At 66.9% G+C, this 25,660-nt stretch carries 25 protein-coding genes; 10 read left to right on the forward strand and 15 right to left on the reverse strand.

What is annotated here, in order from left to right; translation table 11 throughout:
* Window positions 1–35 precede the first annotated feature (35 nt).
* Window positions 36–1,307 carry a sensor histidine kinase gene (locus tag F0Q04_RS01375; protein ID WP_116926754.1) on the forward strand — a complete coding sequence of 424 codons (1,272 nt, stop codon included), beginning with the start codon at window positions 36–38 and terminating at the stop codon, window positions 1,305–1,307.
* 83 nt (window positions 1,308–1,390) lie between these two features.
* Here F0Q04_RS01375 and rbsD read toward each other — a convergent pair whose 3' ends face one another.
* From rbsD to F0Q04_RS01410, 7 genes are all read right to left on the reverse strand, one after another.
* The gene (gene rbsD / locus F0Q04_RS01380) at window positions 1,391–1,792 is read right to left on the reverse strand and encodes a D-ribose pyranase (protein WP_116926753.1); all 402 of its coding nucleotides are present in this window, start codon (window positions 1,790–1,792) and stop codon (window positions 1,391–1,393) included.
* On the reverse strand, window positions 1,789–2,763 hold the full coding sequence (rbsK, locus tag F0Q04_RS01385) for a ribokinase (RefSeq protein ID WP_260718454.1): 975 nt from the start codon (window positions 2,761–2,763) through the stop codon (window positions 1,789–1,791). Before rbsK ends, rbsD begins: the two co-directional genes overlap by 4 nt.
* Complete coding sequence (locus F0Q04_RS01390) at window positions 2,760–3,809, reverse strand: LacI family DNA-binding transcriptional regulator (protein WP_116926752.1); 1,050 nt, start codon at window positions 3,807–3,809, stop codon at window positions 2,760–2,762. Before F0Q04_RS01390 ends, rbsK begins: the two co-directional genes overlap by 4 nt.
* On the reverse strand, window positions 3,806–4,825 hold the full coding sequence (locus F0Q04_RS01395) for an ABC transporter permease (protein WP_182344079.1): 1,020 nt from the start codon (window positions 4,823–4,825) through the stop codon (window positions 3,806–3,808). Before F0Q04_RS01395 ends, F0Q04_RS01390 begins: the two co-directional genes overlap by 4 nt.
* A 24-nt stretch (window positions 4,826–4,849) precedes the next feature.
* A complete protein-coding gene (locus F0Q04_RS01400; protein ID WP_182344081.1) occupies window positions 4,850–6,439 on the reverse strand; it encodes a sugar ABC transporter ATP-binding protein in 1,590 nt (529 codons plus the stop codon).
* A gap of 14 nt (window positions 6,440–6,453) precedes the next feature.
* Window positions 6,454–7,404: a sugar ABC transporter substrate-binding protein gene (locus F0Q04_RS01405; RefSeq protein ID WP_116926749.1), complete on the reverse strand. Its 951-nt coding sequence runs from the start codon at window positions 7,402–7,404 to the stop codon at window positions 6,454–6,456.
* Between the two features lie 215 nt (window positions 7,405–7,619).
* The gene (locus F0Q04_RS01410) at window positions 7,620–8,885 is read right to left on the reverse strand and encodes a YbfB/YjiJ family MFS transporter (RefSeq protein WP_182344083.1); all 1,266 of its coding nucleotides are present in this window, start codon (window positions 8,883–8,885) and stop codon (window positions 7,620–7,622) included.
* 78 nt (window positions 8,886–8,963) lie between these two features.
* Between F0Q04_RS01410 and F0Q04_RS01415 the strand changes: the two genes are divergently transcribed.
* The 4 genes from F0Q04_RS01415 to F0Q04_RS01430 are packed head-to-tail and all read left to right on the forward strand — an operon-like array spanning window position 8,964 to window position 12,435.
* Window positions 8,964–9,848, forward strand: coding sequence for a LysR family transcriptional regulator (locus F0Q04_RS01415; protein ID WP_332839218.1), 885 nt, complete (start codon window positions 8,964–8,966; stop codon window positions 9,846–9,848).
* On the forward strand, window positions 9,845–10,897 hold the full coding sequence (locus F0Q04_RS01420; protein ID WP_182344085.1) for an NAD(P)H-dependent flavin oxidoreductase: 1,053 nt from the start codon (window positions 9,845–9,847) through the stop codon (window positions 10,895–10,897). The genes F0Q04_RS01415 and F0Q04_RS01420 overlap by 4 nt, the downstream gene beginning before the upstream one ends.
* Window positions 10,898–10,945: 48 nt before the next feature.
* A complete protein-coding gene (gene pdxY / locus F0Q04_RS01425) occupies window positions 10,946–11,863 on the forward strand; it encodes a pyridoxal kinase PdxY (protein WP_182344087.1) in 918 nt (305 codons plus the stop codon).
* 14 nt (window positions 11,864–11,877) lie between these two features.
* Window positions 11,878–12,435: a GNAT family N-acetyltransferase gene (locus F0Q04_RS01430; protein WP_182344089.1), complete on the forward strand. Its 558-nt coding sequence runs from the start codon at window positions 11,878–11,880 to the stop codon at window positions 12,433–12,435.
* A gap of 29 nt (window positions 12,436–12,464) precedes the next feature.
* Here F0Q04_RS01430 and F0Q04_RS01435 read toward each other — a convergent pair whose 3' ends face one another.
* The 4 genes from F0Q04_RS01435 to F0Q04_RS01450 all read right to left on the reverse strand — a co-directional run bounded on the left by F0Q04_RS01435 (window position 12,465) and on the right by F0Q04_RS01450 (window position 15,449).
* Window positions 12,465–13,757: an O-antigen ligase family protein gene (locus F0Q04_RS01435; RefSeq protein ID WP_182344091.1), complete on the reverse strand. Its 1,293-nt coding sequence runs from the start codon at window positions 13,755–13,757 to the stop codon at window positions 12,465–12,467.
* Window positions 13,754–14,566, reverse strand: coding sequence for a glycosyltransferase family 2 protein (locus F0Q04_RS01440; RefSeq protein ID WP_232539476.1), 813 nt, complete (start codon window positions 14,564–14,566; stop codon window positions 13,754–13,756). Before F0Q04_RS01440 ends, F0Q04_RS01435 begins: the two co-directional genes overlap by 4 nt.
* Window positions 14,567–14,773, reverse strand: coding sequence for a zinc-finger domain-containing protein (locus F0Q04_RS01445; protein ID WP_021028650.1), 207 nt, complete (start codon window positions 14,771–14,773; stop codon window positions 14,567–14,569). It abuts the gene before it with no gap.
* Window positions 14,774–15,017: 244 nt separating this feature from the next.
* Entirely contained in the window at window positions 15,018–15,449 is a 432-nt protein-coding gene (locus F0Q04_RS01450; RefSeq protein ID WP_116926741.1) for a glycerate kinase, read from the reverse strand.
* Window positions 15,450–15,638: 189 nt separating this feature from the next.
* Between F0Q04_RS01450 and F0Q04_RS01455 the strand changes: the two genes are divergently transcribed.
* The 4 genes from F0Q04_RS01455 to F0Q04_RS01470 all read left to right on the forward strand — a co-directional run bounded on the left by F0Q04_RS01455 (window position 15,639) and on the right by F0Q04_RS01470 (window position 20,154).
* Entirely contained in the window at window positions 15,639–16,352 is a 714-nt protein-coding gene (locus tag F0Q04_RS01455; protein WP_116926740.1) for a MarC family protein, read from the forward strand.
* A 160-nt stretch (window positions 16,353–16,512) separates the two neighbouring features.
* Window positions 16,513–17,976 carry a S1C family serine protease gene (locus F0Q04_RS01460; protein WP_116926850.1) on the forward strand — a complete coding sequence of 488 codons (1,464 nt, stop codon included), beginning with the start codon at window positions 16,513–16,515 and terminating at the stop codon, window positions 17,974–17,976.
* A complete protein-coding gene (locus F0Q04_RS01465) occupies window positions 17,973–19,052 on the forward strand; it encodes an FHA domain-containing protein (protein ID WP_116926739.1) in 1,080 nt (359 codons plus the stop codon). The genes F0Q04_RS01460 and F0Q04_RS01465 overlap by 4 nt, the downstream gene beginning before the upstream one ends.
* Window positions 19,053–19,149: 97 nt before the next feature.
* On the forward strand, window positions 19,150–20,154 hold the full coding sequence (locus F0Q04_RS01470) for an aldo/keto reductase (RefSeq protein ID WP_182344093.1): 1,005 nt from the start codon (window positions 19,150–19,152) through the stop codon (window positions 20,152–20,154).
* Window positions 20,155–20,175: 21 nt separating this feature from the next.
* Here the strand turns inward: F0Q04_RS01470 and F0Q04_RS01475 are convergent, their stop codons facing one another.
* Together F0Q04_RS01475 and radA are read right to left on the reverse strand one after the other, a co-directional pair.
* Window positions 20,176–20,850, reverse strand: coding sequence for a phytanoyl-CoA dioxygenase family protein (locus F0Q04_RS01475; RefSeq protein WP_116926737.1), 675 nt, complete (start codon window positions 20,848–20,850; stop codon window positions 20,176–20,178).
* Window positions 20,851–20,854: 4 nt separating this feature from the next.
* Window positions 20,855–22,240, reverse strand: coding sequence for a DNA repair protein RadA (gene radA, locus F0Q04_RS01480; RefSeq protein ID WP_116926736.1), 1,386 nt, complete (start codon window positions 22,238–22,240; stop codon window positions 20,855–20,857).
* Window positions 22,241–22,375: 135 nt separating this feature from the next.
* Here radA and F0Q04_RS01485 point away from each other — a divergent pair, with 135 nt between their 5' ends.
* Window positions 22,376–23,002: a glutathione S-transferase family protein gene (locus F0Q04_RS01485; RefSeq protein WP_182344095.1), complete on the forward strand. Its 627-nt coding sequence runs from the start codon at window positions 22,376–22,378 to the stop codon at window positions 23,000–23,002.
* A 13-nt stretch (window positions 23,003–23,015) separates the two neighbouring features.
* Here F0Q04_RS01485 and F0Q04_RS01490 read toward each other — a convergent pair whose 3' ends face one another.
* Window positions 23,016–23,891: a substrate-binding domain-containing protein gene (locus F0Q04_RS01490; RefSeq protein ID WP_182344097.1), complete on the reverse strand. Its 876-nt coding sequence runs from the start codon at window positions 23,889–23,891 to the stop codon at window positions 23,016–23,018.
* Between the two features lie 45 nt (window positions 23,892–23,936).
* Window positions 23,937–25,559, reverse strand: a complete 1,623-nt coding sequence (locus F0Q04_RS01495) for an ABC transporter substrate-binding protein (protein WP_182344099.1) — start codon at window positions 25,557–25,559, stop codon at window positions 23,937–23,939.
* Window positions 25,560–25,660 lie beyond the last annotated feature (101 nt).

The following is a 25,660-nucleotide window of genomic DNA, read 5'->3' on the forward strand; positions in this document are numbered from 1 at the left end:
CCCGGCGCTAGCGCCCCCTTTGCACGTTTGCACGCATGCATCTCTACAAATACTTCGCCGAGCGGCTTTATCTGCGCATCTGGCTCACCGTGGTGGGCGGCGTGGCCGTGCTGATCCTGGTGATTGGCTGGGCCTGGCAGGCGGCGGCGGAGAAAAACGCCACGCCGCTGCAGCCGCCCGCGCGCGAGCTGCTGATCCGCAGTGCCGATGGCGGAGTGCTGCTGCATGGCGAGGCGGTGCGCCAGCCCGGCGACCCGAGCGAATTGGTGCTCTACCTGATTGAAGACGACCAGGGCCGCACCTACGAGATGGAGCTGCAGCGCCGCTCCGGCCGGGGCGAAGGCCACCGCCCCCCGCCGCCCAACCTGGGCCCCTGGTGGTTCTGGGTCAAGCCGCCGTTTGGCTTTTTCTGGATGCTGGGCCTCATCGGTGTCGTCGTCGTGGTCGGCGTGTTCCCCATCATCCGCCGCCTGATGGGCCGGCTCGAAGCGCTGCGCAAAGGCGTCAAGCAGTTTGGCGATGGCGACCTGTCCGTGCGCGTCGATGTACGCGGCAATGACGAGGTCAGCGACCTGGCCGAGCAGTTCAATGCCGCCGCCGCCCGCATCGAGGCACTGGTGCAGGCGCACAAATCGCTGCTGGCCAACTCCTCGCATGAGCTGCGCAGCCCGCTGACCCGCATCCGCATGGGGGTGGAGCTGATGGGCGAGAAGCCCTCGCCCACCTTCAAGCAGGAGATCCAGCGCAATATCGCCGAGCTCGACCAGCTGGTCGACGAGATCCTGCTGGCCAGCCGCCTGGGCGCGCGCGAGGCCGATGTGGGCACCCCCGAGATGATCGACATCATCGGCCTGTGCGCCGAAGAGTGCGCGCGGGTCGAGGCCGATCTGGAAGTCGCCGACATGCACGGCGATGCGATCGAGGTGCGCGGCATTGCCAAGCTGCTGCGCCGCGCCGTGCGCAACCTGCTGGAAAACGCCCGCCGCTACTCCCAGGGCCCGATCACCCTGTTCCTGGACAAGCAAGGCGCCTATGCCGAGATCCGCGTGGCCGACCGGGGGCCCGGCGTGCCGCCCGACCAGCGCGAGCGCATTTTTGAATCTTTTTACCGCATGCCTGGCGCCAGCGAACGCCATGGCGGTGTGGGCCTGGGCCTGGCCCTGGTGCGCTCGATTGCCGAACGCCACGAAGGCAGCGTGCACTGCGAGGGGCGTGACGGTGGCGGCGCAGTCTTTGTGCTGCGCCTGCCTTTGGCACCGCTGGCACGCACCGCACCTGCACAAGCGCTGCCTCCGCCCAACGTGTGACAGCGGCTCAAGCACGCACCAAAGGGTCTTGCCTAGCGGCTGAGACTCTTTTTTTATTCAAGCGCTTTCAGGGCGACGCCTTCTTAAAACACCACGCCCGAATGCAGCACGATATTGGCGTACGGTGTGCATTCGCCGGTGCGCACCACCGCCACGGCCTGGCGGCTCAGGGTCTTGAACTCTTCATGCGGCACGCATTGCGGCGCGCTCGGCAGGCCATCGGCTTGGCGCTGCTGGTACCAGGCCGGCAGTTGCTGCCCGTCCAGGCACTCCAGGGCCACGGTGGCGGTCTCCACCTGCAGCTCGCTCAAGATGGCCTGCAGCACCTGGTCCAGGCTCGGCACGCCACGGGCCACGGCCAGGTCCACGCGCCGCACGCCGGGGGGCACCGGCAGCCCGGCATCGCCAATCACCAACATATCGCCATGGCCCATGCTGGCGATGATCTGCGACAACTCGATATTCAACAGTGCGGCTCGCTTCATACGGGACTCCAGGGGCTGGCTTCGGTGCGGGTGGCGACCTCGGCATGGAAGGGGATGGAAGGCTGCGCACCGGCGCGCGTCACGCAAATGCCAGCGGCGCGGATGGCCCACTGCGTGGCCTCGTCGAGGCTGGCGCCGGAGGCCAGTTGCACGGTGAGCGCACCCAGGAAGGTGTCGCCGGCGGCCGTGGTATCTACCGCCTGCACCTGGGGCGCGCGGTGCCAATGGGCAGGGGCCTCTGCGGTGCTGGCGCTGCGCGCATCGCAGCAGACGGCGCCCTGGCTGCCCAGGGTCACCACCACCTGGCCGGCGCCCTTGGCCTGCAGCCAGCGCGCGGCGCGGGCGGCGCTCTCGGGGCTGTCGACCGGGCTGCCGCTCAGCTGCGCGGCCTCGGCTTCGTTGACCACCAGCACATCAATCGCAGGCCACCAGGCATCGGGCAGCGGCTGCACCGGCGAGGGGTTGAGCACCGTCTTGCAGCCCACGGCGCGCGCGCTGCGCAAGGCCTGGTCCACTTCTTCCAGCGGCGTCTCGAACTGCAGCACCACATAGGCGGCATCCTGCAGCAGCGGGCGCAGCACCGGCTCGGTCACCTGCAAGCGCAGGTTGGCGCCGGGTACCACCACGATCTGGTTCTGGGCGCTGTCATCGACGCTGATGACGGCCACGCCGGTGGCATCGCGCGCGCTGCGCTGCACATGCTGCACATCGATATGGTCGGCCACGAGGCCAGCGAGCAGCTGGTCGGCATAGGCGTCCTCGCCCACGCAGGACAGCAGGCTGACGGCCGCCCCCTGGCGCGCGCAGCTGACGGCCTGGTTGCCGCCCTTGCCGCCAGGCACCTGGCTGAGCGACTGGCCCAGCATGGTCTCGCCAGCGCGCGGCATATGCGGCACGCGCAGCACCAGGTCCATGTTCAAACTGCCCAGCACCACGATACGCGGGGCCTGGCTCAAGATAGGCACATTCACAGGTTTTCTCCAATCGCAATCGGCACGGCGGCCCGGGCCAGGGACCGGCTGCTCTCGCGGGTCACCAGCGCCGGCACCAGCAGCTGCGTGGCCGCCGCGACAGGCTCAGCGCCGCGGCCCGCCTGGATGCGTTCGAGCAGCCAGGCCAGCGCTTGCTCGGCCATGGCCTGGGTGGGCTGGGCCACCGTGGTCAGCGCCGGCTGGGTGTAGCCCGCCAGCTCGATATCGTCATAGCCCACCACGGCCACATCGCGGGGCACCTGCAGGCCCGCTTCATGCACGGCGCGCAGCGCGCCCATGGCCATCAGGTCGTTGCAGGCAAATATGGCCGTGGGCCGGTCGGCGGCACGGTCGCGCAGCAGGCGCCGCATCGCCACATAGCCACCATTGGCGGTGAAATCGCCATGCACCAGCAAATCGCTGGGCAGGCCCACCAGCTGCAGCGCCTGGCGCCAGCCCTGCACCCGCTGCTCGCTGGACTGCAGGTCCTGCGGGCCGCCCACACAGGCAATGCGCTTGCGGCCCAGCGCCATCAGGTGCTGGGTGGCCAGCATGCCGCCTTGCACATGGTCGGTCTGCACGCAAGGCCGCTCCAGGCCGACAATGGCCCGGTCGATCAGCACCATCGGCAGCGCCGTCTGCGCCAGGTGCTGGGACATCAGCGCATCATCGCTGGTCGAGGCCACGATCAGGCCATCGACCCGCTTTTGCGACAGCACATCCAGGTAGACCTGCTGGCGCCCGGCATGGTTGTCGGTATTGCACAGCAGCAGTGCATAGCCGGCGGCAAAGCAGGCGTCTTCGACGGCGCGCACCAGCTCGGCAAAGTAGGGGTTGGAGTTGTCCGGCACCAGCATGCCGATGGTGTGCGTGGCGTTGATCTTGAGGCTGCGCGCCACGGCGCTGGGCACATAGCCCAGGGTCTGCACGGCTTCGAGCACGCGCTCTTGCGTGGCCGGCAGCACCGCGCGCGTCTTGTTGAGCACATGCGAGACCGTGGTGACGGACACGCCCGCCAGGCGCGCCACATCCTTGATACTGCTCATTGCCACCGTGAGGCCCGGCGTGCGGCACGGCGCTGGCGCACCGTGTCGATGATCACGGCCACGACGATCACGGCGCCGGTGATGATGCGCTTGGCAGGCTCGCTGGCGCCAATCTGGGCCAGGCCCGCTTCCAGCACCGCGATGATCAGCACGCCAAAGAAGGTCGCGATCACCGAGCCGCGCCCACCCATCAGGCTGGTGCCGCCAATCACGACGGCGGCAATCACCTGCAGCTCCATGCCGCTGCCGGCGTTGGGGTCGGCTGCTTCGAGGCGCGCCGACTGCATCAGGCCGGCCAGGCCGGCGAGCAGGCCGGTCAGCGCAAACACCAGGATGCGGATGGGGCGCGGGTCGATACCGGCCAGGCGCATGGCCTCTTCATTGGTGCCGATGCCCACCACATAGCGGCCAAACACGGTGCGGGTCAGCACAATCTGGCCCAGCGCAACCACCACGATGGCGATGACAAAAGCGGACGAGACACCATAGGCGATGGGTGCGGCCAGGCCCGAGATCGCATCACCCACATACTGGGTGCGCGAATCGGTCACCAGGTAGGCCGCGCCCCGCAGTGCTTCGAGCATGCCCAGCGACACAATGAAGGTCGGCAGGCGCCAGACCACCGAGATCGAGCCCAGCACCGCGCCGCACAGCAGGCCGCAGAGCAGGCCCAGCGCGCCAGCAGCCCAGGGGTTGAGGCCCCAGACCAGGATCGCCTGGGCCGCCACTGCCGCCGACAGCGCCAGCACCGAGCCCACCGACAGGTCAATGCCCGCCAGGATCAGCACAAAGGTCATGCCCACAGCCATCACCGCCAGCGCGGGAATCTCGTTGGCGATGGTGACAAAGGTCTCGGCGCTCCAGAAATACTCGCTCAGGAAGCTGAACAGCGCGACCATCGCGGCCAGCACCAGAAACAGGCCCACATAGGTGCCCCAGGCCTGCATGCGGCCCGAAGAGGCCTTGGCAGCCGACGGCGTAGGCGCGCTGGCGCGCGCGGAAAGGGGGGTGGTCATGGCTTGGTCCTCTTGCCTGCTTTTTTATTCGGGGGTTGCAGCCTGGGCTGCGGCGTGGGCCGATGGGGCTTCATCCACATTGCCAAAGGCGGCGGCCAGCATCTGCTGGTCGCTCCACTGGCCGCGCTCGAACACGGCCACCAGCTCGCCGTCATGCATCACGCCGATGCGGTCGCACATGGCCATCAACTCGCGCAGGTCGCTGGAGACCATCAAGACGGCCTTGCCGTCGTCGCACATGCGGTCGATCTCGTGGTAAATATCAGCGCGCGCGCCCACATCGACGCCGCGTGTGGGCTCGTCGAGCAGCAGCACATCGCAGGGCTGGTGCAGCCAGCGGGCAAACACCACCTTTTGCTGGTTGCCGCCGCTCAAGGTGGAGACGGCCTGCTCGGCGCTGCGCGAGCGGATGCGCAGGCGCTCGACAAAATGGCGCGCCACTTCGCTCTCCTGGGCGCGCTGCAACCAGCCGCCGCGCGCTATCTTGTGCATGCCCGCCAACGTGGTGTTGGCGCGGATGGATTGCGACAGCAGCAGGCCTTGCGACTTGCGGTCTTCGGTCACCAGGCCGATGCCGGCGCGGATGGCCTGCACGGGGCTGCTCCAGTTGGGCGCCACCTTGTGCGTGGCCGCCGCGCTGCCAGCGGCATGCAGGCTGATTTCGCCCTGCTCGGCGCGGTCTGCGCCAAACAGCAGGCGCACCAGCTCGGTACGGCCCGAGCCGACCAGGCCCGCCAGGCCCATGATTTCGCCCGCATAGAGCGACAGACTCACGCCGCGCACCTGCGCGCCGCGTTGCAAATTTTTCGCAGACAGGCGCAGCGCGCCACGCGTGCGGCGCGGCCGGCCTTCGTTGTCCTGCACCGCATGGCCGACCATGCGCTCGACCAGCTCATGTTCCTGCACGCCCTGCATGGGCCGCACATCGACGAGGCGCCCATCGCGCAGCACGGCCACCCGGTCGGCAATGCGCTGCAGCTCTTCGAGCCGGTGCGACACATAGACCAGGGCCACACCGCGCGCCTTGAGCAGCGCAATCTGCGTGAACAGGTGCTCGGTTTCCTTGAGCGTCAGCATGGCGGTGGGCTCATCGAGCACCAGCACCCGCGTGCCGTCCTGCAGATTGCGGGCGATCTCCACCATCTGCTGCTGGCCAATGCCCAGCTGCGAGACCGGGGTGTCCGGGTCGATATGCTCCATGCCGATCTTGGCCAGCTGGGTGCGGGCCAGCGCCCGCATCGCGGTATGGTCGAGCCAGCCCATCTTGTGGGGGAGCTGGCCGAGCAGCAGGTTTTCGGCCACCGTCAAGGTGGCCACCAGGCCCAGCTCCTGCATCACCATGCGCACGCCCTGGCGCTCGGCATCGCGGCGCGATGTGGGGGCAAAGGGCTTGCCATCGAGCTGCATCTGGCCCTGCGATGGATCCACCAACCCGCACAGAATCTTGGACAAGGTGCTCTTGCCCGCGCCGTTTTCTCCGGTCAACGCCATCACCTCGCCCGCATGCAGATCCAGGCTCACGCCCTCGAGCACCAAGGTGCCGGAGTAGGCCTTGCCCATCTGCTGCAGACGCACGCGTGGCGTGCCGGCGCCTTGCGCCTCAGTCGTTGCCATGGTGTGCGCCGTTGTTACTTGCTGTCCTTGGTCACCAAGGCCACATCGGTCTTGACCTCAGCGGGCAGCTCGCTCTGCTTTTTCTTCTCGGCCAGGGCCTTGAGCGCGATCTCGATACCGAACACGGCCTGCTTGGCAGCGTACTGGTCAGCAGTGGCCAGCACGCGGCCGTCCTTGAGCATGGGCTTGATGGCGGCGATGTTGTCATAGCCCACCACCTGCACCTTGCCGGTGCGGCCCGAAGCCTTGACCGCCGCGACCACGCCCAGCGCCATGCTGTCGTTGCCGGCCATGATCGCCTTCAGATCGGGGTGCTCGCGCAGCATGCCGGCAGCCACCGTGTTGCCCTTGTCGATTTCCCACTGGCCCGATTGCAGGCTGACCACATTGGCGCCAGCGGCCTTCATCGCATCCTGGAAGCCCAGGGTGCGCTGCTGGGCGTTGAACGTGGTCGAGACGCCTTCAACGATACCGACCTTGTCACCGGCTTGCAGCTGCTTGCCCAGGAAATCGCCCACCAGCTTGGCGCCGGCACGGTTGTCCGGACCGACAAACGGCACGTTCAGGTCCTTGCTCTTGAGCGCATCGGCATCGAGCTTGTTGTCGATGTTGACGATCAGCACGCCCTTGTCTGCTGCATTTTTCAGCACAGACACCAGCGCCTTGGAATCTGCCGGAGCAATCACGATGGCCTGCACGCGCTGGGCCACCATCTGCTCGACCATCTTGATCTGCGCGGCCGTATCGGTCTCGTCCTTGATGCCGTTCGCCACCAGCGTGTACTGGGCGGCATTGGCCTTCTGGTGCGCCTTGGCGCCGTCTTCCATCGTGCGGAAGAACTCGTTGGCCAGCGATTTCATCACCAGCGCCACCTTGGGCTTGTCAGCCGCGACGGCTTGGTGGGAAAAACCAGCCACGGTGGCCAAAGCCAGCGCAGCAGTCAGGGTACGGCGGGTAAAGCGCATGAGATAAGTCTCCGAAGGATTGTTGTGCATCACGCGGCGCTATCCACAGCAGTAGCCGCGAGATGCCGCATGTTTGCATAGGCGCAAACGTTTGCGCCCCGGAGTTTACCCCAAGGTCAAACAATGTTTCACGAGTTGGACATGCGGGCCGGGTGCCTTGGAGCGCCCGGTTTAGCAGCCCCTTTGCCCGGGGCTGCCAGCGGCGTTTCCGCCGCTCAGCCCTGGTGCGGATGGCGCCAGACCATGCCGGCCAGAATCACCATGCCCAGCACCAGCGCGCCGCCCGCTGCCGCTAGGCCATAGGCAAAGCCCTGCTGGGTGCTGGCACTGTGGGCCAGCATCCAGGCGACCATCGGCGGACCCACGATCTGGCCCAGCCCATAGGCAGCCGTCAGCAGGCCCGGAAAGCTGCTGAGCGCAGTCGGCCAGATGCGGCGCGCCTCTTGCAGCGCAAAAAAGGTCAGCGCAGTAAACGGCAGGCCCAGCAGCAGGCTGCCCAGCGAAAAGCCCAGCGGCGTGGGCCACAGCGCGCTGATCGCAATCGACACCGCCTGGATGCCGTAACCGGCCATCAGGAGCCGGCGCCGGTCCCAACGGGCGGGCAAATGGGTCGAGAGGTAGGCACCCAGCGCCACGCCCCCGCCAAACATGGGCCAGAACAGGTCGGGCCAGATCGAATCGGCCGGCAGTGCGCCGCGCGCAATCACCGGCAGGTAGGTGGCGGTGACGATATAGCCCAGGCCGGCCAGGCTGTAAGCCAGGGTCAGCAGCAGCCGATCCACCGGACCCTCGGGAGCGAGCGCCACGGCGGCTCCCGCCTGCGTGGGGGCTGGCGGCGGCGCCAGCGGCCCGCGCACCACCGTCATCACCATCAGCCACAGCACCACGGCCAGCAGCGCAAACGCCAGCCAGGCGCTCACCGCATGCCAGCCGGCCGCCACCATCGCGCTGGTGGCCAGGCCCGTGAGCGCAATGCCGATGCCCGGGCCGCAAAACAGCAGGCCGCCCATTTGCGGCCGCCCCAGATGCGCCAGCTGCGACATGCACCACAAGGTGATATTGAGAAACACCACCGCACTGGCCACGCCCGAGACAAAACGCAGGCTGGCCCAGGCGCCAGGCCAGTTCAGCGCCATCGCCGCCGTCAGCACTGCGGTGATGAACAGCCACCAGTGCACCATGCGCGAGGGGTGCAGGCGCTGCATCAAGCCCGAGGCCACCCAGGGCAGCACCATGCAGACCAGCGAGCCGACAAAGTAGCCCAGGTAGTTGCTCATCGCCAGCCAGCTGCCTTGCGCCAGGTCGATGCTGCCGTCGTGCAGCATCATCGGCATCAAGGGCGTAAAGGCAAAGCGCCCTACGCCCATGGCCGAGGCCAGCGCCAGCATGCCGGCCACCGCCACCCACCAGGGGCGCTGGCCCCAGCGCAGTGAGGGTGCAGGGGTGGAAGAGGAAACCGAGGAGCTGACCGAGGGTGGCATGGTGCGGACCTAGTGCTTATGTATCTTTTTTGGAGATGCCATGTTAAATTAACATCTTCAAAAAAGATAGATACCGCCGTGTTGGATCTCGCCACCCTCGCCATTTTTCAGCAGGTCATTGCCAGCGGCAGCATCACCCGTGCTGCGCAGCAGCTGGGCCGTGCCCAGTCCAATATCACCACCCGCATCCAGCAGCTGGAGGAGTCGCTGGGCGTCGCGCTTTTTGTACGCGAAGCCCGGCGCATGGTGCTGACACCCGAGGGACAGCAGCTGCAGCGCTATGCCGACCAGCTCTTGACCTTGGCCGAAGAGGCCACGCAAAGCCTGCGCGGCCAGCAGTCCAGCGGGCGGCTGCGCCTGGGCTCGATGGAGAGCACGGCTGCCGCGCGCCTGCCGCTGCCGTTGGCCGCTTTCCACCGCAGCCACCCGCAGGTGCAGCTGGAGCTGTCAACAGCCGCCTCGCTGCAGCTGATGGAGCAGGTGCTGGACCACCAGCTCGATGCCGCGCTGGTCGCCTGGCCGCCCCCGGATGTGGATGCGCCGCTGCCGCTCGATCTGGTGCCACTGTACGAAGAATCGCTGCTGCTGCTGCGCCCCGCCCAAACCCAGCAGGGGGAGCTGCCGCGCACCCTGGCCGGTTTCAGTGATGGCTGCACCTACCGCCGCATTGGCGAGCAGTGGATGGCGCAGACCCATGGCCCGGCGCCTACGCGCGTGCTGCAGCTGTCCTCGTACCATGCGATCGTGGCGGCCGTGGCCGCAGGCAGCGCGGTCGCCGTGGTGCCGCAGACCGTGCTGGATCTGCAGCGCGATGCGCTGCCGGTGCGCAGCGAGCCCTTGGGCGCCTGCACCACCATGTTTGTCACCCGCCAGGGCTATGCCACGCCTGCGGTACAGCAGCTGCTGGCCGTGTTGCAGGCAGCGGCCCCCACCCCTTTACCCACCGCGATGGAGACCGTATGACCCGCAACCTGACACAAGAACTGGGCCTGCAGCTGCCCGTGGTGCAGGGCCCGATGACCGGCTCGGACAGCCCGGCGCTGGCCGCTGCCGTCAGCGCCAGCGGCGGCCTGGGCTCGCTGGGCTGCGGCATGCGCTCGCCCCAGGCGATGGCGGAAGCCGCCGCTGCGGTGCGCGCGCAGACCGACCGGCCCTTTGCGATGAATCTGTTTGTGCAGGCCACCCCCGCGCCCGATGCCGCCACCGTGCAGCAGGCCTTGCAGCGCCTGGCCCCGCTGTATGCGCGCTTTGGCGCCGAGCCGGCCGTGCCCGCGCAGTGGTGCGAAGACTTTGCGCAGCAGCTCGATGCGCTCGTCGCCTGCCGCCCGGCGGTCGCCAGCTTTACCTTCGGCATTCTCAGCGCCGCCCAGGTGCAGCGCCTGCAGGCCGCAGGCAGCCAGGTCTGGGGCACGGCCACCACCGTGGCCGAGGCGTTGGCCTGGCAGGCGGTGGGGGCCGATGCGGTCATCGCCAGTGGCAGCGAAGCCGGCGGCCACCGGGGTACCTTTTTGGCAGACTATGCCTCGTCCATGGTCTCCACCCTGCCACTGGTGCGCGACTGCGTGCAGCAGCTGCAGCTGCCGGTGATTGCAGCGGGCGGCATCATGGATGGCGCCGGCATTGCCGCCGCCCAGGCGCTGGGCGCGCAGGCGGTGCAAATGGGCACGGCCTTTCTGGTCTGCCCCGAATCGGCCATCAACGCGGCCTACCGCGCTGCGCTGGCTGCCGCCCAGGCCACCGACACGGTCACCACCCGCACCATCTCGGGCCGGCCGGCACGCGGCATCCGCAATGCGATGATCGATGCGCTCGAAGCCGAGGAGGCCGCCATTCCGCCCTACCCGGTGCAAAACGCACTGACTGGCGCGCTGCGCAAGCTCGCGGGCGCGGCAGGTGATGCGCAGTACCTGTCGCTCTGGGCCGGCCAGGGTGTGGCCCAGGCCCGAGCCCTGCCCGCTGCGCAACTATTGCAGCAGCTCAAGGCGGAGTGGCAGGCAGCGGGCGCACAATAGCAGCCAACGCCCGGCAGCCTGGTCCGGGCCTTGCAAAGACTGCCTACCGTGAACACTGCCGCACCCTCTGCCCAAAGCTCTGCCGTTAGCTCCGTCAGCCCCGCCGCTCGCCCCGTCATCCTGTCCATCCAATCGCATGTGGCCTGGGGCTATGTCGGCAACTCGGCGGCGGTGTTTGCGCTGCAGCGCCTGGGTTTTGAGGTGCTGCAGGTGCATACCGTCTTGTTCAGCAACCACACCGGCTATGGGCAGTTCCGGGGCCAGATCCTGAGCGCCGAACACATCCGCGAAATCCTCGCCGGCCTGCGCGAGCGCGGCGCGCTGCACCAAGTGGGGGCCGTGCTCTCGGGTTACCTGGGCAATGCCGATACCGGCGCGGCCATTCTCGATGCCGTCAATGACATCCGCCAGGCCAACCCGCAGCTGCGCTACCTCTGCGACCCGGTGATGGGCGATGTGGGCCGGGGGCTCTTCGTGAACCCGGCCATCCCCGATTTTCTGCGCGACCAGGCCATCCCGTTTGCCAATATCATCACGCCCAACCAGTTCGAGTTCGAGTTGCTGAGCGGCACCAAGCTGGCCAACACCGAAGAGGCCGTCGCCGTCGCGCGCCAGATGCGTGGCCGGGGGCCGGACACCATTGTCATCACCAGCCTGGCCACGCCCGATATCGCTGCCGACCAACTGGGCACCTTGGCCGTCAACGGCCAGGGCGCCTGGCTGGTGACCACGCCGCGCATCGACCTGCACCCGCTGCCCAACGGCATGGGCGATGTGTTTGCCGCCACCTTGCTGGGCCGCCTGATGGATGGCCGCCCCTTGCCGGAGGCGCTGGAGCTGGCGACGGCCACCTTGTATTCGCTGGTCAAGGGCACGCTGGCAGGATCACGCGATCTGCCGCTGGTGGCAGCGCAGGCCCAGCTGATCGAGCCGGCAGCGCGCTTTGCCGCGCGCCAAGTGGCTTGAAGGCCAGGCACCGCATGTCCCATCCCTCCTCCGCTCCCCGCCTTCAGCTGCGCGCCTTTGTGTCCAGCGATTTCGAGGCCTACGCCCACTACCATCGCCAGCCTGCCGTCTACCGCTACCTGTATGCCGATGCACCGCAGGACACCGCTGTACTGCAGGCCCAGTTCGCACGTGATGCGCTGCCCCAGCGCCTGGCGCAGGAGGGCGACACCCGGCGCTTTGCCGTGGTGCGCAGCAGCGATGGCTGCCTGCTGGGCGAGACCTTGCTCAAGCTGGCCAGCACCGCTGCGCGCCAGGCCGAGGTGGGCTATATCTTTGATCCAGCCTATGCTGGCAAAGGCTATGCCACCGAGGCGGTGGCGCTCACATTAGCGCAGGGGTTTGGCGATTTGGGCTTTCACCGCATTTTTGCGCGCCTGGATGCCGCCAACCAGGGCTCGGTAGGCGTGGTCGAGCGCCTGGGCATGCGGCGTGAGGCGCACCTGATCGAGAACGACCAGTTCAACGGCCAGTGGGCTGATGAATACATCTATGCGCTACTGGCGCGCGAGTGGCACCGCCGCCAAAGCTGACGCAGATTCTGCCTGGCAAAGCGCTGGGTTCAGTGTCTGGGGTACAAGGCCAGCAGTGCGCGCTCACGTCCAATCAGCGCGCCCAGCACCAGCACCAGCAGGTAGACATAGAACAGATGCCCGCTGTTATGGGCAAAGAACACCTGGGTCAGGCCAAAGCCCATGTAGCACAGCGGCACCATGATGCCCAGCATGCGCAGGTAGAGGATCTGGCGGTCCATCGGTGCGCCGGGGCACTGGGCCATGCGCTTTTGTGTGGGCCAGAAGATCAGCAGCGGCACGGCATAGAAAGCCAGCAGCAGCGCCACCCCCACCAGGCCGCGCTTGGCAAACATGTCGAGCAGCTCGTTATGGGCATGGTCGTAGGGGAGGACCGAGGCACTGGCCTCGCCTGCTTGCACGCGGCGGGCCTTCTCGGCGATATAACCTTTGAGGCCCCAGCCGGTCAGCGGCTTGTCCAGCCCCATGTGCCAGGCCAGGTGCCAGTGGGCCAGGCGTTGGCCCACCGAGGTCTCTGCCGCATCGCGGTCCTGCACCTCGTAGCTCTGCACCTCGTGCACGGCGGTGTGGTAGCGCTGGGCCATCTCGTCGCCTTTGAGCGAGACCAGCCCGCCAATGCCCAGCACGGCGGCCAGCAGGCCCAGGCCCACCGGTTTGCGCAGGCCGCAGCGCCACAGCAGTACCGCGCCAATCAGCAGCACAAAGGGCAGCACGATCCAGCTGCCGCGCGTATCGGACAGGATGACGGCGAGCAAGCCGAACAGGCTGCACACCAAGCCCAAGGCGCGCTGCCAGGCCACCAGTGAGCGCCACAGCAGCAGCACGCCAAAGCAGCAGGCCAGCGCCAGCACCAGCGCAATGCCGCTGAACTGGATCGCATTGGTAAAGCCGTTGGCACGGTGGGCATCGGTCCAGCCCGTCTGGTAGACGGCGACCAGGCCCGCGCCCAGCGCACCGGCCAACATGCCCCAGCCCAGCGGCCGGACCCGGGGCGCACAGGTCTGCAAAAAACCCAGGCCGGTGATGGCCAGCGCATATTTGACGAACTGGTCGCTGCGCGAGCGCAGGTGCCAGTCATCAAAGCTCATGGTCCACAGCACGGCCATGGCGGCCAGCATCAGCGCCCAGGCGATCGCGCGGCGGTCCCAGCGGTGGCCCCACCACTGGCGCACAAATACGAGGCTGGCCAGCGCCAGCACGGCAGCGCCAAAGGAGTAGCCCGAGGGCAAGGTCAGCGCCACACCGGGCACCAAAAAAGCCGCCAGCTGGCTGGCCCGCATCGCGGGCGTGGGTGCAGCGGACCCCGCCGCAGCCAGGCTCATCGGCGTACGTCTCCGCTCAGATACGGGCGGTCATAGGCCAGGGCCACATAGCGGAAGAAGCTCTCGAGCGCGACAAAGACGCAGTACAAAAAGCCCGCGCCCCCACATAGGATGCCGAAATGGAAGAAGTAAAGACGCACAAACATGGCCACCGACGAGGCCAGACCGCGCAAGATACCGCCGCGCACGCCCTCTTCGGCGCGCTTGGCCGCGCCCAGCATCGCGTACTGGGTGAGTTTTTCCAGGCTGGAATGCACGGTGCTGCGCGAATGGTGCAGCAGCGGCGTGCGCATCAGGTGGCGCGTCACATTGGCGCGGCTCAGCTGCGCCTCTTCGTGCACCACGCCGGTGTATTCGCGCAGCAAACCGCGCCAGAACAGGCGCTCGACCTTGGCGGTGGAGCGCAGGTATTTGAGCTCCTTGCCGAAAGCGACCATGCGCCAGCGCACCATCCAGATCGCCTCCTCGCCCGACTGGACGATGGCTTCCAGCTCCTCGCGGAAAGCAGGAGAGATGGTTTCATCGGCATCGAGGAAGAACACATAGTCTCCCTTGGCGTGGCTGAGCAGCCGGTTGCGCTGCAAGGCAAAGCCCTGCCAGTCCTCGTAGCGAAACACCTGGGCACCGAGGCCGCAAGCTATGGCCGTGGTGCGGTCCACACTGCCACTGTCCACCACCACCACCTGGTCGGCAAACGAGGCGCTGCGCAAGCAGGCCTCGATGTTGTCTTCTTCGTTGAGGGTGAGGATGCCAATGGTCAGCGTCAGCCTGCGCGAAGCTGCAGCGCCGCCCAATGGGGAATCAGTCACTCAATGGCCGCCGTGGAAGGTTTCGCCCGCCTTGAGGCGATACACCGTACCGCAGTAGGGGCACTTGGCCTCACCGCTGTGGCCCACGTCCAGAAAGACGCGGGGGTGGCCACTCCACAATTTCATATCTGCCTTGGGGTTGGGGCAAAACACGCCGCCTTGGGCGTTCAGGTCTTTGGCCAGCAACTCAACAACTGCCTGCGTCATGGTTTTCAACTTTCCTGCGCCAGCCCTGCACCCCTGGGGCGGACTGGCTATCGATGATTCTGTGGGCACGGGCAAATGGTGGGGACCAGCCCCCAGGGGCTCCCATGCTGGGCAGTGATTTTACGTGGACGGCGCCCGACTTGGCAGAAGATGCAGACCACGCACCTCAGAATTGCGCGCCAACCCCGCCTAAAAGGCGTGCGCAAGCGCTCGGCAGGTCGCCCTTGTTACAAGTAAGCCTGCCTCAAGGCTGAGGGTTGGCGTGGCTGCCCGCCCCCTGCTGCGTGTCGCTGGGGCGCTGCAGTGTCCATTTTTGCAGGCGTCCGTGCACAAACTCGCAGGTGACGCTGGAGTCCGTGTTGTCGCGCCATACAAACACCTCGGGCTGCTCCAAAGCCTGCGACTGGCGCAGGCCCAGCGAGCGCGTCATGGCAACCACATGGACCAGCGGCACATTGGCTTTGAGCTTGGCATTGAGCATGACGGCGCTGGCCACATAGCCCAAAGGGCGCTCGGACGCGCGCTTCATGATGGTCATCAGACGGGTGAAGTGCAGCATCAGCCACAGCACAATGCCGCCACTGACGGCCAGCACGCCCATCCATTTGTAATTTTGGTAAGCAGCCCCCAGCAGCACCAACAGGCCAATGGGGATCAGTATGTTTCTCCAGTTCATGGCGCTATTGTCCACTGCCTGTGCAGATGCCCTTGTCGCCAGGGGCCAATTGTTTGCGCGCCTTGGCCCCAGGGCTCAGCGGCGGCAGGCGTACCTTTGGCCCAACACCGCCGGCCGCAGGCCCTAGCGCAACACCGCGTTGGCTGGCATGCTAGCGCGCCAAACCGTCCTATTGCCTGGTGCCCTTCCATGAGTTTTGCCATTGCCTTTGCCGCCTTCAGCAAGAGCTTTTTGCTGGTGGTCGCCACCATGCTGCCGATCCTGAACCCCGTGAGTGTCTCGGCCATCTTCCTGACGCTGACCGAAGGGGCCTCCAACGCCACCCGCCGCAGCATCGCCACCCGCATCGCCGTCAATGTGACCTTGCTGCTGATCTTTTTCATGCTGGTGGGCTCCTACCTGCTCGAGATGTTCGGCCTGTCCATCGATGTCGTCCGGCTGGGCGGCGGCCTGCTCGTCTCCGTCATTGGCTGGAACATGATCAACACCAACTCCACCGAAGGGCGCACCGAGAAGCTGGCCGAGGCCTTCACACCCGAGATGGCACGCCGCCGCGCGTTCTACCCGCTGACCTTCCCGCTCACCTATGGCCCGGGCAGCCTGGCGGCCACGATCACGATCGGCGTGAGCCTGCTCGACCGCAGCTCGCCAGGCATCACCGTGGTCAACGTCATGGGGGCGGCGGTCGGCAGCCTGGTGGTGGGCATCATCTTGCTGCTGTGCAACCGTTATGCCGACAAGCTGCTCAAACCCCTTGGCGAGACCGGCACCATTGTGTTTCTGCGCATCTCCGCGTTCATCCTGCTGTGCCTGGGCATACAGATCGCCTGGAGCGGGCTGAGCAACCTGATCAGTGATGCCATTGCCCATGGCGTCACCCAGGCTTATGAGCAGCGGCACTGAGGCATACATGGCGGTCTCGTCATTCGCCATGTCGGCCAATGCATAGGTGCCATAACACCTGCCCCAGGTGCAGCGCCACTTTTATTTTGATAGCATGCCAGGCTACTGGCTTGCCCGCTCCTGCGTCTGTGGCCCCATCCAAGACGCGAACCCCGACACCATGACCCATTGCTCATCTTCCTCTTTGTGGCGCAACGGCCTGGCGCTTGCGCTGGCTGCCGTGCTGGCAGCGCCCGCCCTGGCCCAGGCACCGTTGCTACAGGCGGCCACCCCGCTCGCAGCCGAGGCCGCCGGGCCAGCGCCCACGGCATCAGCAACGCCTGCAGCCGCCAACCAGCTCCCTGCGGCTGCCGCCGATGCTCCCCCGCCCTCGCCCGATGCCCAGCAAGCCTATATGGCCGCACGCGACAAGCTGGTGCAGATCCGCACCTTGCGCCGCCAGACCAATACGCAAAGCAGCACCGGCTCGGGCTTTTTTGTCTCCGAGGACGGCCTGCTGATCACCAACTACCACGTCGTCAGCCAGCTGGCGCTGGAGCCAGAACGCCACCGCGCGGTGCTGGTCTCGGTCAGCGGCCAGGAGGCACCGGTGCAGCTCCTGGCCATCGATGTGCTGCATGACCTGGCGCTGCTGCGCGTGGCCCCGGCCAAGGACAGCAGCGCAGGCGCAGAAGGGGCCACGGAGCGCCACTACAGCGCGCTGCCGCTGCGCCCCAGCAGCCGGCCGCTGAGCGGGGGCGAGCGCATCTTCTCGCTGGGCAACCCGCTTGATGTCGGCTTTGCGATCACCGAGGGCACCTACAACGGCCTGGTGCAGCGCAGCTTCTACCCGCGCATCTTTTTTGGCGGCACCTTGAACCCGGGCATGAGCGGTGGCCCGGCCATCGACACCCAGGGCCGTGTGGTCGGCGTCAATGTCGCCAAGCAACTGGGCGCCGAGCAGCTGAGCTTTCTGGTGCCGGTGGAGTTTGTCGAGCAGTTGCTCGCCCAGGGCCGCGAGGCCTCACCGGTCAAGGGCGCCATGCATGCCGAAGTCACGCGCCAGCTGATGGCGCACCAGAAGGACCTGGTCGACCGGGTGCTGAGCGGCAGCAGCCGCACAGAGCGCTATGGCCCCTACCGCGTGCCCGTGCCGTCCGAGACGCTGGCGCGCTGCTGGGGCGACGGCCGCGAGCGGCGCAGCGAATCGCTGTTTGATTTTGAGCGCAGCCAATGCCGCATCGACAGCGAAGTCTTCACCGGCGACGGTGATGTCGGCGGCCTGGGCATGCGCTACGAGGCCTATGACGCGCCGCGCCTGAGCCCCTGGCAGTTTGCGCACACCTATGGCGCCAGCTTTGCCAATGAGCCGATGCGCAAGCGCGGCAACCGCGTGCGCACCGGCTATGAATGCCGCGAGGATTTTGTCGCGGGCGACGCCAAGCTGCCGCTGCGCGCCGTCGTCTGCATGGCCGCCTACCGCAAGTTCAGCGGCCTCTATGACCTGACCGTGCTGGCCGTCTCGGTGGACCAGCCGCGCCAGGGCGTGCTCGGCCGCCTCAACGTCAGCGCCGTGAGTTTTGACAATGCCCAGCGCCTGGCCCGCCAGTACCTGCAAGGCTTCTCCAGCGAGGCCGCCCAATGAGCCAGCACGACTACCCCGAATTGACCGACATCGCCCCCGACCACGAGGAAGCCAGCACCCAGGCACCACCCCTGGCGCAGGAGCCCGAAGGCGCCGTGCTGGAGCTCGTTGAGCGCGGCCACCGCCTGGCCATGGCCCTGCCGGTGTTTGCCTGGCCCTGCACCATCGGCCGGGCCGCCACCAATGACCTGGTGCTGACCGACCCCAGCATTGGTCCCAGCCATGTGCGCCTGCACCAACCGCAAGCAGGCCATTACGACGTCGAGGTGCTGGACAGCACCAATGGCGTTTGGCACGGCCGGCGCCACTACCAGGCCGGTGAGCGATTTGCTTGGCAGCCCGGCCAGCGCCTGACGCTGGGCCGGGGCGTGCAGCTGAACCTGCGCAGCACCGCCCAGCCGCTGCCCGCCACCCAGCGCTGGCGCCCGTTTTCACGCGCCCAAGGGCTGCTGACGGCCATGGCCCTGGTGCTGCTGGTGCTGCTGTCAGCCTGGACCACCTGGCTGGGTGCCACCGAAACTGGGGCGCTGGCCCGCCAGTTGCCCGCCATCTTGCTGTGGATGCTGGGCGGCCTGCTGGTCTGGGCACTGGGCTGGTCGCTGATGGGCAAGCTGTTCACCGGGGTGACGGGCTTTTGGCGCCATGTCTGCATCGCCTCGGTCGGCATGGTCGCCATGGCCTTGCTCGATGTGCTGCTGTCGGTAACAGGCTTTGCGCTGTCCTGGCCGCTGCTCAGCCGCTTTGCCAGCCTGGCGTCCTTCAGCTTGATGGCTGTGGTCATCTGGCTCCACCTGCGCGCGGCCACCCTGGTGTCGGCCCGTACCTTGGCACTGGCCGTTGGCGGCCTGCTGGTGCTGGGCGTGGGCGCCAAGCTAGGCCTGCAGTGGCAGACGCAAAAGCGCCTGGGCGACAACCTGTACATGTCCACCATGCTGCCGCCTGAGTGGCGCTGGGCGCCCACCACCTCGGTGGACCAGTTCATGCAAGGCACTGACAGCATGCGCGAGCAGCTGCAAAACCGCAGCCAGCTGGAAAAGGACGACGACGAGGAAGGCGACGACAGCGGTCTCGATTGAGCAAGGGGAGCGGCGGGGCAAGCCGCAGCCCGTGACTGACAAACCGGCGGCGGCCCGCTAGCATCGAGGAACTCGACCTGATTCCCGAAGGACCAAGATGCAGTACCGCCAGCTGGGCGCCAGCCCCCTCCAAGTCTCCGCCCTGTGCCTGGGCACGATGATGTTCGCCGACCAGACCGACCTCCAGGAGGCGGCCGCCATCGTGGCCGATGCGCGCGCCCAGGGCGTCAACTTCATCGACACCGCCGATATCTACAGCAAGGGCGAATCCGAGCGCATGGTCGGCCAGCTGCTGCAAGACCAGCGCGATGACTGGGTGCTGGCCACCAAGCTGGGCAACGCCATGGGCAGCGGGCCCAACCAAGGCTATTACTCGCGCGCCTGGATGCTGCGCGAGGTCGAGGCCAGCCTGCGCCGCCTGCAGACCGACCGCATCGACATCCTCTACCTGCACCGCGACCGCGCCGGCCTGCAGCTGCATGAGCCCCTGTATGCCCTCAAGCAGCTGATCGACAGCGGCAAGATTCTGTACTGGGGCCTGTCCAACTTTCGCGGCTGGCGCATTGTCGAAGCGGTCTACACCGCGCGCGAGATCGGCCTGCCACCGCCCGTCGTCTGCCAGCCCTACTACAACCTGCTCAACCGCATGCCCGAGACCGACATCCTGCCCGCCTGCGCGCAGTTCGGCATCGGCGTTGTGCCCTTCAGCCCCATTGCGCGGGGCGTGCTCAGCGGCAAGTACCAGCCCGGCATGGCGCCGCCCCAAGACAGCCGCGCCGGCCGCCAGGATGCCCGCATCCTGCAGACCGAGTTCCGCCCCGAATCCCTCTTGATCGCCCAGCAGGTGCAGCAGCACGCCGAGCAGCAAGGCATCAGCGCCGCGCAGTTCGCCACCGCCTGGGTGCTGGCCCACAACGCCATCAGCGCGGTCATCGCCGGCCCGCGCACCTTGAAGCAATGGCAGGACTACCAGCCGGCGCTGAACTACCAGATCACCGTGGACGACGAGCGCCTGGTCAACGGCCTGGTCAGCCCCGGCCACCCCTCGACGCCCGGGTACAACGACCCGGCGCATCTGTGGCCCCAGGGGCGGCTGGCATAAAACGCCTCTCTCTGAACGCAGTCACACCGCGCAAGCCCAAGCCAGCCCATAGGGGAGCTGCGCTGGGCCATAGAGAAAGTGCAGCACGCGCCGGCGACTGCCGCCAGTCGCTTTGGAGGAGGCATGCAGCAGCAAGGGTCGCATGACCAAGGCATCGCCTTGTGCGGCAGGGCATGTCTTTTCTCCACGGCGGTCGCGCACCTGCCTGGCACGCGTGGCATCGATGATCCCCATGGCATGCGAGCCCGGCACCACCCGCAAAGGGCCGTCATCGGGGCCGCAGTCATCCAGATGCACACGCACAGCCACCAGCTGCTCCAGCAACTGCTGCGGCGCTTGCACAAAGTGGGTCCCACCCTTGGCCGACCAGCCCGTCAACGCAGGATGCTCGACCCGGGCCTGGACGGCAATTGCCAGGTCCTGGTGCAAGGCGACCAGCCAGTTGGTATCTCTGGATTTTTCAAAATACGTGCACTGCACCGCCCTATGGCTTTGAGGAATCAATGCCGCCAAGCCCAGGGCCGTGCGCAGTTGCTTGGATAGCCGCTCGCACCATGGCAAGGACAGCAGATGGCGCGCACCTGGGCCATCGCCGGTTTGGCCCCGGGGTGCCTCCAGCGTTGCGGTGCATTCGGCAGCAGTCATCACGCCATTGACCAGCGCGAAGCCATCGCGCACGAAGGCAGCAGCGGCCATACGCTCAGTCCAATCCCCGCACCAGCGATATCGCCTCGTCCACCCGGTCCACCGGGTGGATCGTGATGCCCTCGATCGGCTTTTTGGGCGCATTGGCTCTGGGCACCACGGCGACGCTAAAGCCCAGCTTGGCGGCTTCCTTCAGGCGTTCCTGGCCGCGCGGGGCGGGGCGCACTTCGCCGGCCAGGCCCACCTCGCCAAAGGCGATAAAGCCCTTGGGCAGTGCCTTGCCGCGCAGGCTGCTGGTGATGGAGAGCATGACAGCCAGGTCAGCGGCTGGCTCGCCAATGCGAACGCCGCCCACGGCGTTGACAAACACATCCTGGTCGGCGCAGGCCACGCCGGCATGGCGGTTGAGCACGGCCAGCAGCATCGCCAGGCGGTCGCGGTCCAGGCCCACCGACAGGCGGCGCGGGCTGGGGCCGCCGTCATCCACCAGCGCCTGGATCTCGACCAACAGCGGGCGCGAGCCTTCCAGGGTGACGAGCACGCAGCTGCCGGGCACCGGCTCGCTGTGCTGGCTCAGGAAGATGGCGCTGGGGTTGTTCACGCCCTTGAGGCCTTTTTCCGTCATCGCGAAGACGCCAATCTCGTTGACGGCGCCAAAGCGGTTCTTGATGGCGCGCACCAGGCGGAAGCTGCTGTGCGTGTCGCCTTCAAAGTACAGCACGGTATCGACCATGTGTTCGAGCACGCGCGGGCCGGCCAGTGCGCCTTCCTTGGTCACATGGCCGACCAGTACCACCGCGATGCCGGTGCTCTTGGCCATGCGCGTCAGGTGCGCCGCGCATTCGCGCACCTGGGCCACCGAGCCGGGGGCCGAACTCAGCTGGTCCGAGTACATGGTTTGGATCGAGTCGATGATGACGATGGCCGGCTGCCTGCTCTCGCAGGTGGCCAGAATCTTCTCCAGCTGGATCTCGCTCAGCACATCGACCTGGCTGTTGTCCAGCCCCAGCCGGCGCGAGCGCAGCGCCACTTGCGCGCCACTTTCCTCACCGGTCACATACAGGGCGGGCAGCCCCTGGCGCTGCAGCGCATCCACCGCCTGCAGCAGCAAGGTCGATTTGCCAATGCCCGGGTCGCCGCCGATCAGCACCACCCCGCCTTCGACAATGCCGCCGCCCAGCACCCGGTCCAGCTCGGCAATGCCGCTGGGGGTGCGAGCCACCTCGGTGGCCTCGATGGCGGCCAGCGGCGTGACGGCCTGGGCCTGGCCGGCGTAACCGGTGCGGCCGGTCTGGCTCAGGCGGTTCTTGCCGCCACCTGCCGATTCGGCGGCGCTCTCCACCAGGGTGTTCCAGGCATTGCAAGCGGGGCACTTGCCCAGCCAGCGCGGGCTGGTGCCGCCGCATTCGCTGCAGATGTAAACGGATTTTTCTTTGGCCATGGGGTGGACGTTTCGGAACAGACACCCATGGTAACGGCGAGCGCGGCGCGCGGCCGGCAAATCGATTAGCATCCCCAGGCGATACGGCAGGCGCCATGCGCTGGCGCTGCCGCCAACCCCCATCCAAGGAGCCCCATGAGCCAAGACCTGACCCTGTACTACGCCCCCGGAACCTGCGCACAGGCCGTGCTGATTGCCTTGCATGAGGCGGGCGCTGCCTTTGAGGCCCAGCGCCTGAACATGGCCGAAGGCGCGCAGCGCACGCCTGCCTACCTGGCCATCAACCCCAAGGGCCGCGTGCCCGCCTTGGTCACCCCGCAAGGCGTGCTGACCGAGACGGCCGCGCTGCTGCTGTATGTGGCGCAAACCCACCCCGACAAACAACTGGCGCCGCTGAGCGACCCGTTCCAACTCGCCCGTCTGCAGGAGTTCAACAGCTACCTGGCCTCGACCGTGCACATCAGCCATGCCCACCGCCCACGCGCTGCGCGCTGGGCCGATGACGAAGCCGCACAAAAGGCCATGCAGGCCAAGGTGCCGCAGAACATGCGCGATGCCTTTGCGCTGATCGAGCAGCACTACCTGGGCGACAAGACCTGGGTGATGGGCGAGCAGTACACGGTGGCCGATGGCTACCTGTTCACGATGGCCGGCTGGCTCAAGAGCGATGGCGTGGATATCAACGAGTTTCCGCGTGTCGCCGCCCATTACGCCCGCGTGGCAGCGCGCCCTGCGGTGCAGGCAGCGCTGGCGCAGGCCTGAGACGCTCCCAGTCTCAAGGCTGGTACTCAGCCGGATCCAGGTGCTCGGCCGGCGGCGGTGGCGGCCGCGATACCCCTGCCACCGGCTCCCAGCCTGAGCCGTTCCAGTCATGCATGGCCGCTTCGCGCTGGTAGAAGCGGGCCAGCAGCTGGGCCCCTGCGGTGCTGCAGGCCTGGCGAACAATGCCGGCGCTGTAGACCGCCTCGTAGGCCAGGGGGGGCGGCATCTTGCCCACCACCTGCACCTCGGCAGAGCGCGGCAGCTCGCTGCGCAGCAGCAGGCCCAGCTCCGCATCGCCCCGTGCCACCAGCTGGGCCACCTGCGGGCCAAACACCTTGATGCTCTTGGGCAGAGCCTGGGCAGTCAAATCCAGCTCGCGAAACAGCTTTTGCTCGATAAAGTCGCTGCCATCGGCCGACGGGTAGGCGATGCTGCGGGTGGCCTCCAGCATCTTCTTGGCGTCTTCCGTGTCCTGGAGCACCGGCACGGGGCGGCCGGCCTGCACGATGGCCATCAGCGGTGAGCGCACCACATCGTAGAGGCGCCCCGGCCGCACCAGGCCCTGGGCCTGCAACAGCTGCAACACCGCGCGCGGCGCCAGCACCAGATCGACGCAACCCGCCTGCTGCAGGTACTGGGCCAGCGCCTGCGCCACTGCAGGCGACGCGCCGTAGCCGGGCTCGGCACGGATCTGGGTGGGGATCATCAGCTGCCCGGCCAGTGCCCGATGCACAGGCACAAAGCCCTCGGTCATCAGCAGCTGCACCGGCAGGCTGGCCTGGTCCAGCGCGGGTTCAGGATCGGGCTGCGGCGGCTCGGAGGCACAGCCCAGCAGCGCCGCAGCGGCACAGATGAGCAAGAAGGAGCGGCGAAGAGGCATCAGGCGCATGCGGGCATTATCAGACAGCGGCGCCGTGGCCCTCTCACCCGCCCGTCAATGGGCCACATTCAGCAGACGCCAGTCGATGTAGTTGTCCGCGCGGGTCGGGATGCTGACCTTCTTGCTGGCCGCCCAAGGGGTGATCAGGTTGAACAGCGGAATATGCGAGATGGCCTTGTGCTCGTTGAGCAGCACCTTCTCGATCAGCTGGTTGCGCAGCTTCAGATCGGTCTCGGTCTTGACGCGCTCGATCATGGCATCTTGCTGCGGGTCGGAGAAGCGGCCCAGGTTGAAGTTGCCGTCGCCACTGCCGCCAGGCGAGCGCAACAGCGCCTGCAGGCTGTAGTACGCATCGAACGTGGGCACCGACCAGCCCAGCAGATACACGCTGGCTTCGTAGCGCTGGATCATCGGGAAGTAGGTCGCAAACGGGTACGTGCGCAGCTTGGCCTTGATGCCGACCTTGGCCCACTGGGCACTGATGGCCTGGCACAGCTGCTCGTCGCTCGGGTAGCGGCCGGCCGGGCAGGAGAACTCGAACTCGAAGCCATCGGGGTAGCCCGCCTGGGCCAGCAGCTTTTTGGCGCCTTCGGCATCAAAAGCCAGGCGCTTATCAGCTTGCTTGGTCCAGCCATTCACATGGTGGGCAATCAAGGTGCCGGTGGGCTGGGCCAGGCCGCGCATCACCACGCGCTGGATGGTGCCCATGTCAATCGACTGGTAAAGCGCCTGGCGCACGCGCACATCCTTGAGCGGGTTCTTGCCCTTGACGCTGGACTGGGGCAGCTCGTCGCGGAACTGGTCCATGCCCAGGAACAGGGTGCGGTCAGCCGCGGATTCGAGCACCTGCAGGTTGGGCGCCTGCTTGATGCGCTGCAGGTCGTTCATGCTCGGGTCGATGATGAAATCCACCTCGCCCGACAGCAGCGCGGCCGTGCGCGTGGCGTCCGATTTGATCGGCGTGTAGACCGCCTGCGTGATGTTGCTGGGGTACTGGGTCTTGCCCCACCACTGCGGGTTGCGCTTGAGCACCAGGCGCGAATCCTGCGACCAGCTGTCGAGCACATAGGGGCCGGTGCCCAGCGCATGGCGGTGGGCATAGTTCTCGTCCTTGGCCTTGATGTCCTTGGGCACCTCGGACTGGTGCTGCACCGCCCAGGGCTTGCTCATGATGCGCAGCTCAGTCAGTTGGTTGACCAGCACCGGGTTGGGCACGTCCGAGAAGATATCCAAGGTGGTGGCATTGACCACCTCGATGCGGTCGATGCCCTGGGTGTAGACCACAAAGCCGGAGCTCTTGGCCTTGGCGCGCTCGAGCGAGAACTTCACGTCCTCGGGCGTCAGCGGCGAGCCATCGCTGAAGGTCACGCCTTCGCGCAAGGTGATGCGCAGCTGCTTGGGGTTGATGCGCTCCCACTTGGTCGCCAGCGAGGGCTCGGGCTTTTGCGTCTGGCTGTTGTACTCGACCAGCGCTTCGTAGACGGCGCGGTGCACCGAGTTGTTGACCCCAACATTTTGCGCATGGATATCCCAGGACGACAGATCGGCCGAGCGGGTCCAGCGGAAGTTCGATGCCTGGGCAGAAAATGCCATGCCGGCCACTGCGCCGGCGATGGCCAGGGTGCAGACGCTGCGCGCCCAGCCGTTGCGGCCTTGCAGATAAGTGGTGGGTTGCATCACAGATTCCTTCATTCCATGCAAAAAATCAAAACGCCGCACTATGGCAGTGCAGCCCGGCCGCGCCAACGATTTATTCGTTGTATCGATATGGGCCTGGT

It is taken from the genome of Comamonas koreensis, from assembly GCF_014076495.1.
GTDB lineage: Bacteria > Pseudomonadota > Gammaproteobacteria > Burkholderiales > Burkholderiaceae_C > Comamonas > Comamonas squillarum.

Bases quoted from the DNA above. Each gene is read 5' to 3' on its own strand.
- F0Q04_RS01495 (WP_182344099.1), bottom strand. From the start codon at position 25,559: ATGCAACCCACCACTTATCTGCAAGGCCGCAACGGCTGGGCGCGCAGC.
- F0Q04_RS01390 (WP_116926752.1), bottom strand. From the start codon at position 3,809: ATGAGCAGTATCAAGGATGTGGCGCGCCTGGCGGGCGTGTCCGTCACC.
- rbsD (WP_116926753.1), bottom strand. From the start codon at position 1,792: ATGAAGCGAGCCGCACTGTTGAATATCGAGTTGTCGCAGATCATCGCC.
- F0Q04_RS01405 (WP_116926749.1), bottom strand. From the start codon at position 7,404: ATGCGCTTTACCCGCCGTACCCTGACTGCTGCGCTGGCTTTGGCCACC.
- F0Q04_RS01435 (WP_182344091.1), bottom strand. From the start codon at position 13,757: ATGAGCCTGGCTGCGGCGGGGTCCGCTGCACCCACGCCCGCGATGCGG.
- F0Q04_RS01455 (WP_116926740.1), top strand. From the start codon at position 15,639: ATGAGTTTTGCCATTGCCTTTGCCGCCTTCAGCAAGAGCTTTTTGCTG.
- F0Q04_RS01430 (WP_182344089.1), top strand. From the start codon at position 11,878: ATGTCCCATCCCTCCTCCGCTCCCCGCCTTCAGCTGCGCGCCTTTGTG.
- F0Q04_RS01410 (WP_182344083.1), bottom strand. From the start codon at position 8,885: ATGCCACCCTCGGTCAGCTCCTCGGTTTCCTCTTCCACCCCTGCACCC.
- F0Q04_RS01485 (WP_182344095.1), top strand. From the start codon at position 22,376: ATGAGCCAAGACCTGACCCTGTACTACGCCCCCGGAACCTGCGCACAG.
- F0Q04_RS01460 (WP_116926850.1), top strand. From the start codon at position 16,513: ATGACCCATTGCTCATCTTCCTCTTTGTGGCGCAACGGCCTGGCGCTT.
- F0Q04_RS01395 (WP_182344079.1), bottom strand. From the start codon at position 4,825: ATGACCACCCCCCTTTCCGCGCGCGCCAGCGCGCCTACGCCGTCGGCT.
- F0Q04_RS01470 (WP_182344093.1), top strand. From the start codon at position 19,150: ATGCAGTACCGCCAGCTGGGCGCCAGCCCCCTCCAAGTCTCCGCCCTG.
- F0Q04_RS01400 (WP_182344081.1), bottom strand. From the start codon at position 6,439: ATGGCAACGACTGAGGCGCAAGGCGCCGGCACGCCACGCGTGCGTCTG.
- F0Q04_RS01420 (WP_182344085.1), top strand. From the start codon at position 9,845: ATGACCCGCAACCTGACACAAGAACTGGGCCTGCAGCTGCCCGTGGTG.
- F0Q04_RS01490 (WP_182344097.1), bottom strand. From the start codon at position 23,891: ATGCGCCTGATGCCTCTTCGCCGCTCCTTCTTGCTCATCTGTGCCGCT.
- F0Q04_RS01475 (WP_116926737.1), bottom strand. From the start codon at position 20,850: ATGGCCGCTGCTGCCTTCGTGCGCGATGGCTTCGCGCTGGTCAATGGC.
- F0Q04_RS01375 (WP_116926754.1), top strand. From the start codon at position 36: ATGCATCTCTACAAATACTTCGCCGAGCGGCTTTATCTGCGCATCTGG.
- F0Q04_RS01465 (WP_116926739.1), top strand. From the start codon at position 17,973: ATGAGCCAGCACGACTACCCCGAATTGACCGACATCGCCCCCGACCAC.
- radA (WP_116926736.1), bottom strand. From the start codon at position 22,240: ATGGCCAAAGAAAAATCCGTTTACATCTGCAGCGAATGCGGCGGCACC.
- F0Q04_RS01450 (WP_116926741.1), bottom strand. From the start codon at position 15,449: ATGAACTGGAGAAACATACTGATCCCCATTGGCCTGTTGGTGCTGCTG.
- F0Q04_RS01445 (WP_021028650.1), bottom strand. From the start codon at position 14,773: ATGACGCAGGCAGTTGTTGAGTTGCTGGCCAAAGACCTGAACGCCCAA.